Origin of the sequence: Methanobacterium sp., assembly GCF_016217785.1 — an archaeon.
Classification (GTDB): domain Archaea; phylum Methanobacteriota; class Methanobacteria; order Methanobacteriales; family Methanobacteriaceae; genus Methanobacterium.
On the sequence record NZ_JACRGA010000025.1, the window covers coordinates 288345 to 307790 of the forward strand.

19 protein-coding genes are annotated in these 19446 nt (G+C 41.6%); 5 read left to right on the forward strand and 14 right to left on the reverse strand.

Annotated features, from left to right (window positions below; genetic code table 11):
- Positions 1–5: 5 nt before the first annotated feature.
- From HY987_RS10655 to HY987_RS10675, 5 genes are all read right to left on the reverse strand, one after another.
- Positions 6–728, reverse strand: coding sequence for a hypothetical protein (locus HY987_RS10655; RefSeq protein ID WP_292758367.1), 723 nt, complete (start codon positions 726–728; stop codon positions 6–8).
- Entirely contained in the window at positions 712–1647 is a 936-nt protein-coding gene (locus HY987_RS10660) for an ABC transporter ATP-binding protein (protein WP_292758369.1), read from the reverse strand. Before HY987_RS10660 ends, HY987_RS10655 begins: the two co-directional genes overlap by 17 nt.
- Positions 1640–2983, reverse strand: a complete 1344-nt coding sequence (locus HY987_RS10665) for a radical SAM protein (protein ID WP_292758371.1) — start codon at positions 2981–2983, stop codon at positions 1640–1642. Before HY987_RS10665 ends, HY987_RS10660 begins: the two co-directional genes overlap by 8 nt.
- 61 nt (positions 2984–3044) lie before the next feature.
- The gene (locus tag HY987_RS10670) at positions 3045–3173 is read right to left on the reverse strand and encodes a hypothetical protein (RefSeq protein WP_292758373.1); all 129 of its coding nucleotides are present in this window, start codon (positions 3171–3173) and stop codon (positions 3045–3047) included.
- 126 nt (positions 3174–3299) lie between these two features.
- Positions 3300–3800 carry a MarR family transcriptional regulator gene (locus HY987_RS10675; RefSeq protein ID WP_292758375.1) on the reverse strand — a complete coding sequence of 167 codons (501 nt, stop codon included), beginning with the start codon at positions 3798–3800 and terminating at the stop codon, positions 3300–3302.
- Between the two features lie 215 nt (positions 3801–4015).
- On the opposite strand from HY987_RS10675, the gene HY987_RS10680 reads away from it, so the two are divergent.
- The 3 genes from HY987_RS10680 to HY987_RS10690 are packed head-to-tail and all read left to right on the forward strand — an operon-like array spanning position 4016 to position 6953.
- Positions 4016–5107 (forward strand): FtsX-like permease family protein, encoded by a 1092-nt coding sequence (locus HY987_RS10680; protein WP_292758377.1) that lies wholly within the window; start codon positions 4016–4018, stop codon positions 5105–5107.
- Positions 5100–5753: an ABC transporter ATP-binding protein gene (locus tag HY987_RS10685; RefSeq protein ID WP_292758379.1), complete on the forward strand. Its 654-nt coding sequence runs from the start codon at positions 5100–5102 to the stop codon at positions 5751–5753. The genes HY987_RS10680 and HY987_RS10685 overlap by 8 nt, the downstream gene beginning before the upstream one ends.
- Before the next feature lie 45 nt (positions 5754–5798).
- Entirely contained in the window at positions 5799–6953 is a 1155-nt protein-coding gene (locus tag HY987_RS10690; protein WP_292758381.1) for an ABC transporter permease, read from the forward strand.
- Between the two features lie 61 nt (positions 6954–7014).
- Here HY987_RS10690 and HY987_RS10695 read toward each other — a convergent pair whose 3' ends face one another.
- The 4 genes from HY987_RS10695 to HY987_RS10710 all read right to left on the reverse strand — a co-directional run bounded on the left by HY987_RS10695 (position 7015) and on the right by HY987_RS10710 (position 14509).
- Positions 7015–7578: a diacylglycerol/polyprenol kinase family protein gene (locus HY987_RS10695; protein WP_292758383.1), complete on the reverse strand. Its 564-nt coding sequence runs from the start codon at positions 7576–7578 to the stop codon at positions 7015–7017.
- 95 nt (positions 7579–7673) lie between these two features.
- Positions 7674–9839, reverse strand: a complete 2166-nt coding sequence (gene purL / locus HY987_RS10700; protein ID WP_292758385.1) for a phosphoribosylformylglycinamidine synthase subunit PurL — start codon at positions 9837–9839, stop codon at positions 7674–7676.
- A gap of 13 nt (positions 9840–9852) precedes the next feature.
- Positions 9853–13044 carry an isoleucine--tRNA ligase gene (gene ileS / locus HY987_RS10705; protein ID WP_292758387.1) on the reverse strand — a complete coding sequence of 1064 codons (3192 nt, stop codon included), beginning with the start codon at positions 13042–13044 and terminating at the stop codon, positions 9853–9855.
- A 259-nt stretch (positions 13045–13303) separates the two neighbouring features.
- Entirely contained in the window at positions 13304–14509 is a 1206-nt protein-coding gene (locus tag HY987_RS10710; RefSeq protein ID WP_292758390.1) for a methionine adenosyltransferase, read from the reverse strand.
- Between the two features lie 57 nt (positions 14510–14566).
- On the opposite strand from HY987_RS10710, the gene HY987_RS10715 reads away from it, so the two are divergent.
- Both HY987_RS10715 and HY987_RS10720 read left to right on the forward strand, forming a co-directional pair.
- Positions 14567–14938 (forward strand): DUF192 domain-containing protein, encoded by a 372-nt coding sequence (locus tag HY987_RS10715; RefSeq protein ID WP_292758392.1) that lies wholly within the window; start codon positions 14567–14569, stop codon positions 14936–14938.
- A 122-nt stretch (positions 14939–15060) separates the two neighbouring features.
- Positions 15061–15351: a DUF5750 family protein gene (locus HY987_RS10720; RefSeq protein WP_292758394.1), complete on the forward strand. Its 291-nt coding sequence runs from the start codon at positions 15061–15063 to the stop codon at positions 15349–15351.
- 68 nt (positions 15352–15419) lie between these two features.
- Here the strand turns inward: HY987_RS10720 and HY987_RS10725 are convergent, their stop codons facing one another.
- The 5 genes from HY987_RS10725 to HY987_RS10745 all read right to left on the reverse strand — a co-directional run bounded on the left by HY987_RS10725 (position 15420) and on the right by HY987_RS10745 (position 19333).
- The gene (locus HY987_RS10725; protein ID WP_292758396.1) at positions 15420–15848 is read right to left on the reverse strand and encodes a nuclear transport factor 2 family protein; all 429 of its coding nucleotides are present in this window, start codon (positions 15846–15848) and stop codon (positions 15420–15422) included.
- 36 nt (positions 15849–15884) lie between these two features.
- Positions 15885–16277: a HEAT repeat domain-containing protein gene (locus HY987_RS10730; RefSeq protein WP_292758398.1), complete on the reverse strand. Its 393-nt coding sequence runs from the start codon at positions 16275–16277 to the stop codon at positions 15885–15887.
- A 153-nt stretch (positions 16278–16430) separates the two neighbouring features.
- Positions 16431–17123, reverse strand: coding sequence for a dihydromethanopterin reductase (acceptor) (locus HY987_RS10735; protein WP_292758400.1), 693 nt, complete (start codon positions 17121–17123; stop codon positions 16431–16433).
- Between the two features lie 90 nt (positions 17124–17213).
- On the reverse strand, positions 17214–18482 hold the full coding sequence (gene glyA / locus HY987_RS10740) for a serine hydroxymethyltransferase (protein ID WP_292758402.1): 1269 nt from the start codon (positions 18480–18482) through the stop codon (positions 17214–17216).
- A gap of 158 nt (positions 18483–18640) precedes the next feature.
- Positions 18641–19333 carry a DUF169 domain-containing protein gene (locus tag HY987_RS10745; protein ID WP_292758404.1) on the reverse strand — a complete coding sequence of 231 codons (693 nt, stop codon included), beginning with the start codon at positions 19331–19333 and terminating at the stop codon, positions 18641–18643.
- Positions 19334–19446: the final 113 nt, after the last annotated feature.

Here is a 19446-nt window from a genome sequence, read left to right on the forward strand (position 1 = left end):
TTTTTTTATAATGTCACATTTTCTTTATCTAACTCGTATATTAAGAATAGAACTAGAGATGTGGCTAGAAAAATCCCTATGATGCTGTAACCTATGATTAACCAGTTTACAATATGTCCACTTGCAATTGATTCCACGATCTTCCCAGAAGATAGGAATACTAATACACTAAGGCCAATAGCAAAGAAATTCAGAGCTTCCATCAATCGAGGGTGACTAAATCTTAATATGGACCACGATGAAAATGCTGCGTAGATCATTGGAATCATTGGGGATATTAACAATGCCATTAACCAGACTGGAATTGATAAAATAAAAATTGGGTTTAAACCAGCTAAAAAATACCAAATAAATGAAAATAGGATAACAATGAGAATGATTACAGGATAACTTAGTATGAATATAGACAATATCTTACCACTCCATAGTTTTGGAAGAGAAATTGGGGTGGTTAATAGAGATTCAAATCTCCGGAGAAGTTTTTCATCGCCAAATTTTTCCTGAATAAACGGAAAACTAAGTATCCACATGGCAAATGGGGGGATAATTATGAAAGTTAGCTCCATAAATAATTTTTTAATGGTTTCGTTTTGGGTTGCTTGGCTGATAAAAATATAACCCACTCCTAAAAAAATAACTGTGTTTAAAAGGAGTGTTAATAGATAATCTTTACGTAACCAAACTTCTTTAACCTCTTTTGATACCACTGCTTTAATATGGTTGTTCATGTTTTCGCCTTTTATCCCTAACCAAATTGAGGTAAACCTCTTCAAGTGAAGATTCGACTTTCCAACTATCTAAAATACCATATTTAGAGAAATCATCGATATTTAAATCATTTTTCGGATAAAATGAAATTAAGGGTCCTTCTATATGGATTTGATAACCAATGTCTTCCAATTTTTTGCCAAGAGTTTCTGTGTCAGAAGCAGATTCAAGGCGAATGAAAAGTTTAGGCTTTCCAAATTGAGCTAAAACATCATTCAAAGCACCATTAGAAATTAGTTTTCCTTTTTTTATAATCGCAACATGAGTACATGTTTTCTGTATTTCTTCAAGATCATGTGATGAGAAAAAAATTGTTTTTCCCTGAGATGCTAAATCTTTCATCATTTTTCGGATTAGGTATCTTGTTTCAGGGTCAACACCTACTGTGGGTTCGTCTAGTATGAGTATATCTGGATCAGAGATCAGTGCTCTGGCAAGAGCTAATCTCTTACGCATTCCAAAGGAATATTTGGAAACTAGGACATGAGCCCATTCTGACATTTCGACTAATTTAATAACCTTTTTGGCTTGGCCAACGGCTTTTGAACCAGTTATACCAAATAATTCAGCCCAAAAAATAACATTCTCTAAACCAGTAAGTTTTTCATATAAACCATCAAGTTCTAACATAGATCCTATGTTTATTCTCACATTCATGTCGTTGTCATGGTAAGGATCTCCTCCATGTACTCTAACGGTTCCAAATGACGGTTTGATCAGTCCTAATATCAATTTTATGGTGGTGGTCTTTCCAGAGCCATTAGGGCCTAAATATCCAAATATTTGGCCTTTTTCTACTTTTAATGAAATCCCTTTTAATGCTTCAAAATCCCCGTAAAAGCGATGAATTTCTTTGATAGATATTAAAACTTCAGCCAAACGTATTAACCTCCTCTAAAATTGATAATAATTTAAGACTTCTTCCCCAAACGCATAATTCATGGATTTCATGATATTTCTGTAGCCCTCGAGCTATACAGCGGTGGCAGTACCATAAATATTCACAATCACCACATATTTCTTGTTTTGGATCCTCAAGTTCAATTAATAATGATGATATATTTTTTGATAATATGGTATGAACACTCTCCTTATAAACGTTTCCTAATGAAAAATCGTTTGGATTTGACATTGGGCACATTTTTATTTCTCCATTTGGGGTAAAACAAATAGATCTACTTGCCGCTCCACAGTTGAGCTTATTATTGTTTATTTCCCCTATGATTGGGAGATATTCAGGATCTTCAAATAGAAAGTCACCAAATTTTTTTTTAGCCTTTTCAACTTGATTAATGACATGTTCCATATTTTCAGGCGAAAAAATAAGTTCTGAAGAGCGTCCTCTGCCTGTAGGAACTACAGTTGATAGTATCATATTTGTAGCACCCAGATTTTTTACTAATGATATCGTGGAAAAAATCTGGTCAATGTTCATTGGGGTTAATGTCATTGCAGCCCGGACAATAAAATTTTCTTTACTTAACATCATTATTGCCTTTTTAGCATTTTCAAATGCTCCTTCATGGTTACAAAACCAATCAACATATTTGGGATTATCTCCGTGCATATCCACTTGGAAAAATACTCTATTGTTATAATTGTTGATAATTTTTAGATGCGTTTTTTTAAGTAAATAACCATTAGTATCAACCCCAACCACAGGAAAGAGCTGCAAACAACGTTCGATTATTTCAGGGAAATCAGGATGAACTAAAGGTTCACCACCTGTTAATTCAACTATCAAAATTCCAAGACTTTTTAAATCAGATAATATTTCAAATAATTTATTTTTTTCCCAAAATTCGTCATTTTTCGGGCTACTGTTAATGTAGCAATGTTTACAAGAGAAATTACATTTATATGTGAGTTCTATTGATGCGTGGGTTGGTGTTTGAATATCCCAATTTCCAGTACTTTGAAAATTCACGTCCATCTTCTTATCTAATATCTCAATAAATGCTTCAGATCCTTCTATATAGGATTTAATAGTTACTAATACAGAATTAAAATCTTCTTGATATTGAAAAGCAAGTGTTCGGGCGATATCTTCTAAACTGGTGTTACCATCACATTTATCGAGTATTCTTGCAGCATCTTCATTTATTACATGGCCAGTATCATTACTTCCTAAAGAAAATGGATAAACATAACCATATTTAGGGCCTTTATGTAAATTATAACCTTTTTTTAATGCGGGAAATATTTGGTATGACAATTAACCACCACCTTTAAAAATCACCCAGGGATTTAATTCCCTGGGTTGCTCTGTGTTTTACCTAGTAGTATTGGCTTTTGGCAAGTGCAGAAAGAGCCCCTATAAAGGCTAACAATGGAGTAGTAGCGCACCCTATGCAAGCTAAACAGCCACCGCATACCGGGCTTCCACCTAATGTTGCGGGATTCATGGGAGTTCACCTCCTTTATTCCGATGTTAAAGATTATTTGATAATTTATTAATAAATATTTCTTTAGTATTAATATTGTATTATTCGAAGTTTTGACTAACTGGATGAATCACTTTAAAGAAATATTTAATGGATTTGGGGTTCATAATGTCTTAATATAAATTTTGAGTCTTTAAACTCTCTATCGTTAGATAATTTAAGGAGAACGATTTTTATTGTTTTAATGGATTGTAAAAGTAGTTCTAAATCTTCGTTACATAATGTTGAAAGGTTTTTTTTAATATTATCAACTGCATTTATTTGCCATTGATTAATATATTCTTCTCCTTCATCTGTAATTTTTATTTTAACTAATCTGCGATCGTTCAAATCGGGTAATCTCTGAATTAATCTCTTATTTTCCAATTTATTTATTATATAAGTCATATTTTGTTTTTTTATATTCATGACATTCCTTATTTCAGAAATTGATAACATCTCAAATTTTCTTAAAAGTATTAATGTTTGACAATGAGAAAATGGTATTTCGGTTGTTATAATTGGGCTAGCGAAAAGTTTTTTCACTAAATGAGGATAATGAAATAAAAAAACAGCATCAATCAGTTCAATCAATTTTGCATCGTCCATAGTCCCACTTCTTTATCATGCTGTGGAATTGATTTTTAATAACTCATATTAATAATATTCTATTGTAATAAAATCGTACTTTCATATGTAACTTGTGGGCGACAGGGAAAAATATATTACCAATCTATTTAAATCTATTATTTTACTTATGTGAAATTACTTATGTGAAATTCAATATGGGGAAAATTGTTAAAGATTAAAATGGAGAAAGATACATGAGCATTTACAGACTTTCATTTAAAAACCTTAAACGAAGAAAGCTCAGAAGCGCCCTGACCATGCTAGGCATAATAATTGGGGTGGCCACACTGGTGCTTCTAATGGGTGCAGGTACTGGCATGCAATCCTACATGAAAGACCAGACAGAAACCATGATGGGGGATGTTTCCATCTACAACAGCTCTGGAGGAGCTTATATGGGATCCAGTGGGGATTCTTATCTAAACCCTGAAACTGTATCCAAGATTAAAAACATGTCACAACTTTACGATGTTAAGGAAGAAACCCAGTTCACCACGGAGATGAATAGAACTCCCCTATATGTTCTGGGAATATCTAACTGGGACCAGGTAAAGATAAACGGCACACCAGGCGTGGTAATCGACCAGTCTCTTGCTGATAAATTTGGTTACAAAATCGGCAGTACAATCACCATCAAAGAACAGGAATTCACCATCACCGGCATAACACAACAAGGTACCGGGATGGGAATGGGGATTGTATTTTTAGACGTGGACAAAGCCCTCCCTCTTAACGAAAATAAAGTATCCAGCATAACTGCCAGTGCAAGGGGAGACCCTGAAGCTGCTAAAAAGGATGTTGAAAGTCAGGTGCCCGGAACCATGGCAATGACTCAGTCTGACTTCACCAAACAGATAGATGACATGATGAATGGTATAATGCTATTCATTGGGGCCATAGCCAGCATAGGCCTCATAGTAGGGGTTATAAGTATTGTAAATATAATGCTGGTGAACGTAACCGAAAGAACCCGGGAAATAGGGGTTTTAAAAGCCATAGGATTCACCAACCGCGAGGTACTGGGCAGCATACTCATGGAAGCAGGACTTCTAGGTTTCATTGGGGCATTAATTGGCCTGATACTAGCAGCAGCACTCTTACAACTGGCTATAATATTCTTCGGCCCACAACTAGGAATGGAAGACATTACTTTAATATACATGCTCCCGCCCTGGCTGATATTAGCAGTGGTTGGCGGAGCCACAATATTAAGCATTTTAGCAGGCCTTTATCCGGCCTGGAGGGCATCCAGACTTAATGTTGTGGAGGCGTTGCGATATGACTGATATACTTGAAATCAAAGAAGCATGGAAAACCTATAAAATGGGAGCCGAGGAAATAAACGCCCTGCAGGGGGTAAACTTCAAACTCGAAGAAGGTTCCTTCCTGGCAGTTATGGGGCCCTCTGGTTCAGGTAAATCCACCCTGCTACACCTGGCTGGCATACTGGATCTTCCCACCAAGGGTGGTGTCATCCTGCAGGGGAAAAACATCACTGAACTTTCAGGGAAAGAACAGGCCCACCTAAGGAGAACCCAAATAGGATTCGTCTTCCAGCGCTTCAATCTACTCTCCCAGTTAACTGCTGAGGAAAATGTGATGTTACCAATGATTAAGCCGGATAAAAAGAAAGCCCGGGAAATTCTGGACCGTGTTGGATTGAAAGGCAAGTACGATCGGTTACCAACTCAGTTATCTGGTGGTGAAGAGCAGCGAGTGGCCATAGCCCGATCTCTAGCCAACGATCCCCTGCTTATACTGGCGGACGAGCCAACCGGGGAACTGGACACTGCCAACAGCAGAATGATCATGGATCTTTTAACTGATCTCAATCGTGAGGGCATAAGTATTATCATTGTTACCCACGATCCTATGGCCGCTGAATACGCCCATAAAACTGTTGAAATGAGGGATGGAAAGATAAATGAGTAATGTTTTTAAAATCTTTCCAAAACCCAGATTAAAAAAATCTGAACCATGAAAATTCCCAGCACCATCCAGAAAATAATGGCACTCGCCAAGAAAGAAGCCAGGGACATCCTCCAAAACAGGATATACCTACTGGTGGTTCTGGTTCAGGTTTTCATAATCATAGGGGCAGTGGGCCTGGTAGCAGTAGCTGCCGTGGCCAGTGACCCGGCTCTACTGGATCAGGTGGGAGTAACATCAGCTCTTAACATAGGTTTGCCCCAGAATTTGGAGGGTTCAAGCCTTTCAAAGTACCTGGAAGAAGAGAAAATAACTTTAAATTATTATAATAGCACTGATGAAGCTAAAATTGCCCTTGGAAAGAAGCTGGTGGCAGTGGTTGATCTTTCATCCTCAGGGGAAGTGGTGGTGCAAGTGGACACTTCCAATGTCTTTTATCCAGTAGTATCCACCAAGATCAGCGATGCAGTGGACAAATTCAACACGGAAAAAACCTTAAAAAATGCTGGTTTAAACGAAAGCCAGGTGAATATCATCCAAAACCCTGTAAACTTCCAGGAAATTAAAATTAATCAGGATAATCAGGTGCCACTGGCACTGGACAGCCCCTACTTTGTGGAAGTGATATATGGATTTATAGTACCGTTTATCCTTCTTTTACCCTTCTTTTTAGCCAGTAACATTGTAACAGATAGTGTGGTTGGTGAAAAAGAGAGGAAAACCTTTGAAGTACTTCTAATGACTCCTTTATCCAGTTATATGGTTATAATTGGTAAAATAATTCCCATATTATTCTTTTCTCTCATACAGAGCATAGCCTGGATAGCAGTCCTTGATCTTCTCCGGGTTCCGATATTCAACCCGGCTCTTCTGATACTGGTATTATTCTTCATGGGCCTGGCTTTTATTGGAGTGGGGATACTCATATCCATGCTGGTGGACAGCACCAAGGAGGCTAACTCTGCCATAACGTTAGTACTGGTATTTGCCACTTTCATCCTTTTCATCCCCTTATTCGTCAAATCCGAAATCTTCCAGGGAGTATTCAACTTCATACCCACAGTTTTAATGGTTAAACTAGCAGTATCCCCCAATATCAGGCCGGAAATAATGTTATACTTACTGCCCACACTGATCATATCCTTCCTTATATTCGTGGGCACGGTACGATCCTTCCGCCATGAACGGGCTATTCGATTGTAAGAAAAACAATGAATAGTTTATAGAGGACCCCACACCTTATAATGATTTAAAATTTTTGGGATTAACCTATAAAGTAAAATACTAGACTAATAACCAGTGCTGAAACCAGGGGTATGGGCACGTTATCGTCAACTGGACTGTAAGCTTCAGTTAAAGCACCGGCCAGTGCACCAATAAAAGCAGGAATAACGGGTAACTGGGTGAGAGAAACTGCAAATCCAACAGCCAGAAATGCTAAACTCCCCTCCACAGTTTTATGTGATTGGAAAGGTAATTTTATTCTTCCAAACCTTCGACCAATAAGAGTTGATGCTGAATCCCCAAATAGCAGGATGAGGATCGCGGCATTGGCAATGGCCATGTTAAACTGGAAGAAGTACAGGGTAATGATGATACCAATAAAAAAGTAAACAAATCCCCTTTCATCAGCATCACGTTTGGCAACCCGTAAAATAGTAGAAAAAAATGGAATATGGTGTTGATGGTCCAGTCGGAATACCATAACCACAAAGACCAGTATAGCCACACAGAGAATAATCAACAGCTGTGATGGTAGAAAATAGCTGAGAACGACGATGAAGACACCGGAAGCATGGATCAGCTGCCTCCAGAGTTCTTTCTTCATATCATCAGACCATATAATTTACTGGTACTTCTGGATGTTTCATTCATGAACTTTCCTTTTTAATCAGCCCATAAATTTTTTTAGGTGTCTTTTTATCAGGCCATGAACTTTTCTATAATGCCATGGTAAGCATCTTTAAGCTGCTGAGCACTGATTTCAATGTCAGCAGAGCGTATCTTAAGAGTATCTCCATTAACAGTTCCAATAACTGCTGCAGGAACGTTCATTTCCTGGAGAGTGCTTAAGATCCCAGCAGATGCTTCTTCTTTCACAGTGACCAGGTAACGGGCATGGGATTCTGAAAATAGTATTTTGGAAGTAGACAGTCCTTCAGCATGAGGAACACGGGATAGGTCTATGCTGGCACCTATATCTCCTTTAATAATCATCTCTGCCAGGGCAACCCCTAATCCTCCTCCTGATAGATCGTGAACTGCAGTGACCTGTTCATTTTCATCATCACGAATCAATTCCAGGACAGCCTGGGCTGAAGCATATTCGTCTTCAATATTAACCCGCGGGGATTCTCCCTGTACCACTCCGTGAATGGTCTTGTGATACTCTGATCCATCCATCTCCGGACGGGTGGCCCCAATAAGGATGATCTTGTCACCTTCATTTTTAAATTCCATGGTCCTGATATCCTTAAGATCCATGATCCCGGCCACACTAACCACGGGGGATGGGTTAACAGTTACTCCTTCGGTTTCATTGTAGAAACTCACGTTTCCACTGGTAACTGGTAACTGGAACCGGTTTGCAATATCGGACATTCCCTGCACGCACTCTTTAAATTGCCAGAAGACCTCTGGTTTTTCAGGATTTCCGAAGTTAAGACAGTCCACCATACATAATGGTTCTGATCCCATGGCCACCACGTTACGTATGGCTTCAGCTACAGCCCCGGCACCGCCATGGTAGGGGTTCAGGTAGCAGTGTATGCTGTTACAGTCACTGGTAAGGGTGAAAGCCTTCTCATCATCCACCCTCAGTACTGCAGCATCATCCCCGGGCTTGACCACCGTGCGAATCTGCACTTCATGATCGTACTGTCGGTAAACCCATTTTTTACTGGCAATATTCTGACTGGAAAGTAAATCTAAAAGGGCTTCATCAACGGGTCCGTCCTCTATTTGCACGTATTCCTTATCTACCACTGGTTTTCGGGCTTCACGTTCCACGATGGGTGGGTCGGCTAAAAGTTCCGTGGGTATATCTGCGATTACTTCTCCTTCTTGGGTAACCACCATTCTCTTGCTGCTGGTGACCTGACCGATCACTGCATAGGGCAACTCATGCTTATCAAATATTTCCAGCAAGCCACTCACATCTTGACGGTGCACCACGAAGACCATCCTTTCCTGGGACTCGGAGAGCATAATTTCATATGGAGTCATTCCTTCCTCCCTTAGTGGTACTTTGGTCAACTCCATCAGAGCACCGTTACCACTTTTATCAGCCATCTCAGATATACAGCAGGTGAGACCTCCTCCGCCCAGATCCTTCAATCCCTGTACGTTGACTTTCTCCAGAGCCTCAAAGGTGGCTTCCATAACCTGTTTTTTAGTGAATGGATCACCCACTTGTACTGCAGGTCGGCTTTCCAGCTCCGAGGAAGAGGTGAGTTCTTCTGAAGCGAAGGTAACACCGTGTATACCATCCCTTCCAGTACGACCACCCATCAGCACGAAAACATCCCCCACATTAGGAGCTATTCCCCGCACTATCTCATCTTTACGTACAATACCTGCGCAGACCACGTTTACCAGGGGGTTAAATTTGAAGTTATCCTCAAACTCCACTTCCCCACCAACGGTAGGTATGCCTACCCGGTTTCCATAATCTGAGATTCCTTTAACCACGTATTCGAAAATGTAACGTGAACGCTGGTCCTCCATGGGTCCAAAGCGCAGAGAGTCAAGAAGAGCCACGGGCATGGCACCCATGGATATGATGTCCCTTATTATTCCACCAATACCAGTACCTGCTCCTCCGTAGGGTTCCACAGCTGAGGGGTGGTTGTGACTTTCCATACCCATAACCAGGGCCAGTTCATCGGTTAATTCCACAATACCTGCATCATCCCCGGGTCCCATTATAACCTTCTCACCCTCGGTGGGGAATAGTTTCAGGATGGGTCGGCTGCTCTTATAAGAGCAGTGTTCAGAGAACATTATGTCCAGCATACCATATTCCAGGGGGTTGGGTTCCCTTCCCAATTCTTCTTTGATGTATTCCATTTCCGTGTCAGTTAAAGTCATCTTTTCGCCCTCTTTATGGAGTTACTCGTTTAAAGATTATAGATACTTCAAACTCTTCAATATTCCATTTTTTACTGTGATACCCATCTTCAGTTCCAAATTCAAGTTCTTTTGCTCTTACTTCGTGTGAAATGAAATCTAAATGCGGTTCTACTAGTTTTCGGAATTCCAGACTGCAGTCTACAACAACATTTATATTAGCCTCTACATCAAGATCAAGGTCTTTCCGCATGTCTTGTATCCGTCTTATAAGTTCACGGGACATGGCCTCTGATAATATCTCCGGGGTGAGCTCTGTGTCCACGAAAACACTTCCTCTGGAAAATTCAGCACTGACCACGTTATCTGGAAGTTCGGTTTCAAATACCACGTCACCATCTTCCAATTTAATGCTTTTATCTTCCAGTTCCACCACGTATTCGCCACTGGTTTCAAAGGCAGTGACTATCTCGGCACCATCGGTTGATGCAAGTTTAGCAGCCACCCTGGGCACATCTCCACGTAATTTGGGCCCTAGTGTCTTCATGTTAGGGCCTGCCAGAATTTTAAGACCTTCAAACTCCTCTGAAGTTGCCACTGCTTTGGTGTTTGCCTGTTCTGTGAGCACACTAGATAGGGCCTTGGCAGCAGTTACCACATCCTGATCTTCGGTCACGATGATGATCTCACGCACAGGCCAGCGAAGCTTGTAACGGGCAACATCACGAGCACGGGCACAGGCCTCAATTATCTCCCTTAGGATGTCCATGTTGGTTTCCAGGTCCTGTTCAATGACTTCTTCGTCAAGACACCAGTCCAGCATGTGCACACTTTCCGGGGCATCCTCTTCCACACCACGCACCAGGTTCTGGTAGATTTCCTCGGTGATGTGGGGGGCTATGGGTGCCAGGATGGTTATCATATTTTTAAGCACATGGTAGAGGGTGTAGTAGGCTCCCAGTTTGTCAGGGTCATCTTTTTCCACCCAGGTCCTTCCCCTTATGAGGCGGACGTACCAGCGGCTTAGATCCTCCAGGATGAAATGGTTGAGACTGCGGGTGGCCTTATGGAGGTGCAGGGAGTCCATGGCATCGGTGACCTCACGGGCCACAGAATGCACCCGGGAAGTGATCCAGCGATCTTCATCACGGAATATTAGATCATCTTCACTGTAAAGGGAAGGGTTGAATTCATCCAGGGCCATGTATGTGGTGCTGAAGACGTAAACATTCCAGAGGATGTTGAACATCTTATTCACAGTTCCCAGTTCCTCCCAGTTGAACTTCAAATCATCCCATGGCTTGTTACCCCACAGCAGGTAGAAACGGAGAACATCCGCCCCGTATTTGGCAATAACCTCATCCGGTTCCACCACATTCCCCAGGGATTTGCTCATTTTCTTACCCTCCTCATCCAGGGTGAAACCGTGCATCAGAACCCTCTGGTAGGGAACACTGTCCAGGGCAATTACTCCACAACCCAGTTGGGAATAGAACCATCCCCTGGTCTGATCATGACCCTCAGTAATGAATTGGTAGGGATACCATTCCTCAAACATCTCCTTCTCCTGAGGATAGTGTAGAGCAGCCCATCCTGCGACTCCAGAGTCGATCCATACATCCAGAACATCAGGGGTGCGTTGCATTTTCCCTCCGCAGGAGCAACCCAGTTTTATCTCATCCACATGGGGTCGGTGGATGAAGTCTCCCTCCAGCTGGCCTTCCACGATTTTTTCCTGGAGTTCTGCTATGGATCCCAGCACCTCCATCTTTCCACAGTCCTGGCAGATCCAGATAGGTATGGGTATTCCCCAGTAACGTTGTCGGGAGATAGTCCAGTCCCTGGCATTTTCTACCCAGTTACGGAAACGACTCTCACCAGCCCAGGATGGCACCCACTCCACTTTGTCCAGCTCACTGAGCATCTGGTCCTTGATGGCGGTGATCTTCAAAAACCACTGTTTGGTGGCCAGATAGATGATGGGAGTTTTACACCTCCAACAGAACCCATAACGGTGATCAATGATGCCTTCTTTGAATAAAAGGTGATGGGCATCCAGATCGCCAATTATGTAAGGATCAGCATCTTTCACAAACTGACCCTCATATTTGCCTGCTTCCGCGGTGAACAAACCTGCCTCATCCACCGGGCAGAATATGGGTAATCCATATTGTTTTCCAATTTCAAAGTCGTCCGGACCGTGTCCTGGTGCGGTGTGCACACAACCAGTTCCTTCAGTGAGGGTTACATGATCACCAGGGAGTATGCGGTAATGGAAATCAATTTCAGCATTTGAATCACTATGGAGGATGGTTTGGGCATAATTTGGACTTATTAAACCTGTAAGGGGATGTTTATATTCAGTTTCCTCCAGATCACTTCCTTTAACTACCTTAATGATCTCATAATCTGCCTCTGGGAAGGTGGCTTCCACCAGGGCTTCGGCCATTATGTAAACCTCTTCTATACCTTCATTTTCAACTTTTACGTAGGCATAATCGTAATCTGGATGCACACACACTGCCAGGTTAGCAGGCAGGGTCCAGGGAGTGGTGGTCCACACCAGCACATACTCATTTTCCCGACCTTTCAGGGGGAACTTAACATAGATTGAGGGGTCTTCCTTGTTCTCATAATCGATTTCAGCAAGGGCCAGTGCAGTCTCACAGCGGGGACACCAGGTGATAACCCGCAAGTCATTCACCAGGAGTTCCTTTTCATGGGCTTTTTTAAGAGTCCACCAGGCGCTTTCCATGTACTGGGTATCATATGTCACGTAAGGATCATCCCAGTCCATCCATACGCCCATATTTTCGAATTGCTTGGTCATGAGTGCCTGGTTTTCCACTGCAAACTCCTTACATTTATTCACGAAGTTTTCAATACCGATCCTGCTTTCAATTTCTTTCTTGCTTTTAAGTCCCAGGAGTCCCTCCACCTTGTGTTCAATGGGTAGTCCGTGGGTGTCCCATCCTGCCTGTCGGCGAACATTGAACCCGGACATGGACTTGAAGCGCAGGAAACTATCTTTAATTGTCTTGTTCCAGGCAGTTCCCAAGTGTATTCGGCCACTGCAGTATGGTGGGCCGTCTAAAAATGAGAAATTAGGCTGATCTTTCCTTAAATCTTTGGTATGCTGGTATACATGGTTATCATCCCAGAATTTCTGTACCTTTTCTTCTATGGTTTTAGACTGGTATGATCGTGGGGCTTCCTTGATTGCCATCTAACATTCTCCTCGTAACAATTGTTTATTAATAAAATATAACTCAAAAGGTCTTAGTTTCAACTGAATGATCTCAACATAATGATCTACTCATAACAAACTTTGTTATAAGCCTTTTATATCATTTTATATAATTGGTATGGTCAATGGTGGGGGAGTTGACAGTGATAGGTACCATAAAAAAACTCTAGATAAAGTTAATTCAAAAATAAAACAATAATTGGAAATATTAAATAAAAATAAAAGGATGAAAAGGGTTTTAGAAAGTTCTAAGTTTTCCCTTAATTAACATCTCAGTTATCTTGTTTATGTCAGCCAGCCAGGTGTCCATAACACCTTGAACCTCGCTGCGAACCTCGCTCATCTGGTAACCTTTTTCCAGGATGAGCTGAGCACTGGCAGCTTTAGGCTGGTCAATATGGGATCCAATCTGGCTTAATATCATCATATGGGCTTGATTAACTCCTTCCACTTCCTTAATTATGTCATTGGCCATCTGGTTAGATAAAAGGTTGTATATTTTACCAACATGATTTATTGGGTTTTTACCAGAGGTGGCCTCCATTGACATTGGCCTGTTGGGGGTTATCAGTCCATTAGCACGGTTCCCACGACCCACAGATCCATCATCTCCCATCTCTGCAGAGGTACCGGTTACAGTAAGATAGTAACCCTCCTCTGATTCGCAGTCAGGGTTGTCTGCGGTGTTTATGAAGGTTTCCACATCCCTTGAGGTGTGTTCTAAGGCCAGGTTGGTGATGATGTCCTTAAGCTCTTCCTTGGTGTTCATGTAGGTTTGAGCACCATCCACGTACTTGGAGATCATTGCCACAGCCACTGTGAGGGTGATCTGGTCACGGTCTCGAAGCCCCATTACCTTAATATCCTCTCCAACCTGAGGATATTTCTTTTTGAATTCTTTGGAGTTCAGGAGTTCTTCAATGGCCATTACCATTCGTTCGGTTTCGGAAAATGGTGCGAAACCAACTCCGAAGGAAGTATCGTTGGATTTGGGGGTTCCTTCCCTTCCGAAAACATCAACCAGGTCTCCGGAACCATGTCCGATTTTGCACTCCACAACGGTGCAGGTCTCCACGTCCAGGTTGATCAGTGTCTCTTTAAGATATTCCTTGGCTGCTTTGATGGCTATTCTGTCGATACCGATCTTTTTCCCTTCATATTCTGGGACTCCTCTTCCGGTGAGGAGGATGTCCATGGGTTTTATTATGTCTCCTCCACCGAATTCAGGATAAGACTCACCGGCAGTTATCTGCACTTCATCGGTGTTATGGTGCAGGACACCACCAAAATGATCTAAGTAAGCGATGCACAGGCCACGGCTAACTGATTCTGCTATTCCGTCGCTGATACTGTCCGGGTGACCGATACCCTTCCTTTCAACGATTTCTATTTCTTGTTCTTCAATGGGCTTCTGAATAAGCTCTTCAACAATAATATTTCTCATATAAGATCCCTCAAACCTATAAAAACCTATTATAATGATTAGGTTAAATCTATCTTTATGAGTTATGTATTTATAGTAAATAAAACTAAGGGCACCAACCTGGGAAATGCAGATGTGGCCGACAGTTTTTTCTCCCGTTTCAAGGGATTAATGATGGTAAAAAATCTTGAAAGAGGGCTTATTCTAAAATTACCATCAGATAGAAGTCGAAGAGCTTCGGGCATTCACATGTTCTTCATGCGCATACCATTGGATGTTGTATTTGCTGATTCTGCGATGAAAGTGGTGGATACTGTCACCCTTGATCCGTGGACCACTTACACTCCGGTGGCACCGGCCAGGTATGTTATTGAACTGGAAAAAGGTAAACTGGCTGAATCCAACACCCAAATTGGTGATGAACTGGATTTCACATGTGAAAGTGCATGAATAAATAAATGCATAATGGATAGTTCACGGTAGATGGGAAAATAAGTTAGGTAAGATAAATAATGGATAAAAAATAGGGTAACTGATGGGAAATAACTGGAATCAGAATCAGAGGGGGATGAATGTTGCAGTTAAAGGTAAAAATTATAGATTATGGGTTTTCGGACAGTTTGAAAAGGTACTATGTGACCTACAAAGTAACCGGACTCACTGGGGAAGAGTTGAATAAACTGGAGGGGCTTCTGGAGGATCCAATTACGATTAAGGGAAATGAATTGTACATGAATGTTTATTTTGAAGAGGAGTACTACCCCTTTGGCACTGGAGATTCCAAAAACCGGTTGGAAGATTATCTTGCAAGGGAGGAGTTAGAAATGACCGCCTACCTCCTGGATCTCCTGGAAGATGATTAAAAAAATTATGGTATTTTTTAATCCTTTTTAATCCTTTTTAATCCTTTTTAATCCTTTTTAATCCTTTTTTAGATATCAGGCCAGGCTTTACCTTCTTCCTGTTCAGATGCAGGCAGAGAATAATGTAATTGTGTGAAAAGCCATTTTTCGTTGATTTTTAGAATAACAGCACTTAGACGGCCGGGAAGATAAATGTCCTGACCATCCGCCCGGGCATCCACATTCATGTGGGCAGATATCCAAGCCACATTATCTGTGGATGAGATGGTAACGTTCCTGAATTTAACATTTATATTATCGGCTTGTTTGAAATCTCTCTCGAATCCGTATTGTAGATTTTCATAGCCTTTGATCCATTCATCGTATCCGGTTCCAATTACTACCAAGTCAGCACTGTCTTCAAAGAGTTTTAAAATTCCATCAAGATCTTTGTCCTGGTATGCTTTGGCATATTTTTCTAAAAGGCTGAATATAGCTTTCTGCACATTGTCTTCCATGTTTCCCCTCCTAATTATGGATTAATTATAAAATGTTTACAGGCGATTTTTAACCTCTTTAAGGGCTACTATAGCGACTTTACGGACCACAGAGTTTTCATCTTCAGTTGCCTTCTGCAGCACATCCACTGCTCGTTGGTCACCTATCATGGAGAGACTGATAGCAGCTCCGTATCTTACATTGGCTTTGTCATCATCCATGAGTTTAATCAAAGGTTCCACAGTCCTTTCATCTTCGAATATTCCCAGGGATAAGGCAGCAGCCTCCCTCACATGCCAATCCTCATCTTCCAGAGCTTTTATTAAAGGTTCCACGGCATTTGGCTCCCCAACTTCCCCTAAAAGTTCGGCAGCATCTTCACGAACCACCCAATCATCACTTTTTAGTTCTTCAACTAGAAAATCAATTCTTTTATGTTCTTCAACCAAAATTATACCCCCGTGTCCTGTTTGTCACATGAATTCGAACTTCAAATAATGTATTTCACTGGTATAATTATGTTGTTTGATCCTTAATTAATTTTGAAAATTAGAATATAAAGAATGAATAGGAATAAAATAGAATTTTAGAATTTGTTTAAGTTATAGATGGGTTAAAATGTCTGATGGGTCTTTTAGAACTTTCACTCCTTCCAGCCCACGGAGTTTCCTACTGTTTTCCACGTCAATTTCGCGCATGTGGATAGTGATTATGCTACCTCCGCTTACCGCCCCATAAGGGCATGCAACCTGGCATGCGGAGCACCCCTGGCATTTCAAGAGGTTGATCTCCACTCCGGGGGTGATGGCATCAGGGGGGCATGCTGCTGCAGCCTCGCAGGTAGTGCAGTTCTGGCAGAGATCCAACTCCAGTTTGGATGGGAGAACTGTTTCCAAGTCTCCGGATTCCAGATCCACAGGTACTAGCAGGGTTTTTATCTTTCCTTTACCTGACTGGGCCACAACATTGGTCACCAGACTATCAGCGATTCCATACACCAGTTTGGCAATGGTGTTGGAGGTTGTGGGAGAAACAATCAACAAATCATATCTCCCCAGGGAAAAACGGCCAGATATGGGATAACTCCACATCTGATCCTTTTCCAGAACCAATTCCTGATAATAACCACCCGTAACTGATTTAACACGGTCAAAAAGGCCGTACATCTTCAGTACTTCTTCCCCTGCACCGGAAAGCAGTACAGTTACTTGATGTTTCCCTGTAACCTCTTCCAGTGCTTCCACACTTTCTCTGAGCAGGTGGCCTGCTCCAGTGAAAGCCCAAGCGATTTTCATAGCCATCCTCTTGTTACCATCCTGACCTATTCTGTAAACAGCAACTGTATATTCACAAATTCATAGGACGAGGATGCTACTCCATATTACTTAAAATTCTATGTAGTCGTAGGCTCTGTCACCACGGAATGCGTAATGAACAGTGTCGAAAGAAGTTATAAATTCAGATACTTCAGTTTTAACTTCTTTACCATCAACAACTACCTTTTTAATAAGTTCAGCAACTTCGGCCATGTGTGATTCCTTTAATCCACGGCGAGTTAACTCCTGTGTTCCCACTCTTATACCTGAGGGATCATCGGAGCGGTTAACATCATCCCAGGGTAAGAGATTCTTGTTGAGGATTATATTATTGGCTTCCAGGTCTTTGGCCATCTTGGAGGCTTTTCCAATATTGGACATGTCCATGGCTACCTGGTGGGATTCAGTGAACCCCAGATCTTCACATAGTACTTTGAAACCCAGTTCATGGAAGTTCTGTGCCAGTTCCTTTGCATTGGCAATGATCTGTTTGGCGTAGGCTTCTCCGAACTCTGCCATTTCTGCAGTGGCTATGCCCAGGGCAGCCAGGTGATGCAGGTGATGGTTACTTACCACACCAGGGAAGACAGCGTCATCAATTTTTTTACTTATCTCTTCTTTACAGAGAATTATACCTCCCTGTGGTCCTGGGAATGTCTTGTGGGTACTTCCCACCAGCAAATCTGCTCCTTCTTTCAATGGATCCTGGAACTGGCCTCCGGCAATGAGTCCCAGAACATGTGCACCATCATACATTACTTTGGCTCCCACTTCCTCTGCTGCCTCACGGGCTTCTTCCACAGGGTGGGGGAATAAGAATAAGCTACCGCCTAAAAGGACTATTTTGGGTTTAATGGCGAGTATTTCCTTTTTCATGGCATCCGCGTCTATGTTCATCCTTTCTTCGTCGAAGGGGTGGGGTGATACTTTAAGCCCTCTAATACCAGCTGCACTCACATTGGCATGGCTAATATGTCCACCAACTGGAACTTCCAGGGCCATCATTCTGTCACCATGATTGGCTAATGCGAAGAAAGAGCCCATATTGGCAACTACGCCGGATATGGGTTGTACATTAGCGTGTTCTGCATTATACAACTGTTTGGACAGGTCAACGGTGAGGTTTTCAATATCATCGATGTACTGGCATCCCTCATACAATCGGTGGCAGGGCAGTCCTTCTGCGTACCGGTGGGAAAGATCAGTAGCCAGTGCTTCTCTGACGCTGATACTGGTGATGTTCTCACTGGCAATGAGATTTATACTGTTTTTCATCCATTCGTGATGCTTTTTGGTAATATCCTTTATTTCCTGGGCGTATTTTTCATTATCTGACATTATTTTCCTCCCGGCCAAATCAGGGTATGATCTCACGTTAGCGGGTTTGGTATAAGGAACTATAAAATTGAGGCAATATAAATACTTTCCAATCTTCCTCACCAATAATTAAAAGAATATTAAAAAGATTTTAAATGGGTTATTTTAATTTAATCATTTTATGAGTTATTTTCCCTGAAAAACGGTTTGGTTTTCATTTCCTCCAGGTTTCGGATGATCCTTTCCAGATCAGTTGAGGGAATGCTAACCATGATCTCTTCATCCTGGAGATCCATGTTGTTCCTGGAGCCAATATCGCCGAAACCATAGGTTACTTTACCAGTGAGATAGGGTATGGCAGCCATTGAACTACAGATAGGGCCAGAATCAGCCCCCAATCCATGAGATCCGGAGTCATAGGCGTTAGCATGAAGAATTTCCATTCCCTGCTTTGAATTTGCAACGATGAATATTACATCAGGTTCAAAATCTGCCTTTTTTAGGGGTGCGAATATTATGGCATTAAATATTCCAGGTTCAACAGCCCTATTCCCCTTCCATGACCGTTGCACTGCAGGTATGCTTTTATATACTCCTGCAGGAACTAAAAATGAGCCACTGCGCATGTTTTTAGGGAATTCTTTTGGGTCTTTCATACCAGTGTACCTCTGACCTCCCATACATTCTTCTTCATCAGCAGTGGAATAAAATACCTCTTCATTCATAGCCTTGTCCAGTTTAGTGCAGAATCTTGATTTTTCTTCTTCTTTGGGAATATTTCGAGGTTTTCTGGAAACCCATTTCATAGCAACAGGTTCCCTCTCCAGTTTAAGAATGGTTTTTAGTTTTTTACCCAGTTCATGGTACTCCATACTTAATCCCCCTTTCTTTTTGAAATAAAAAAATTCATTAACTGTATTATTTCAGGGTATGGGGAGTTTTTGCATAATTTATTATGGAATTTAGGAGAAAATTTTATAGTTTT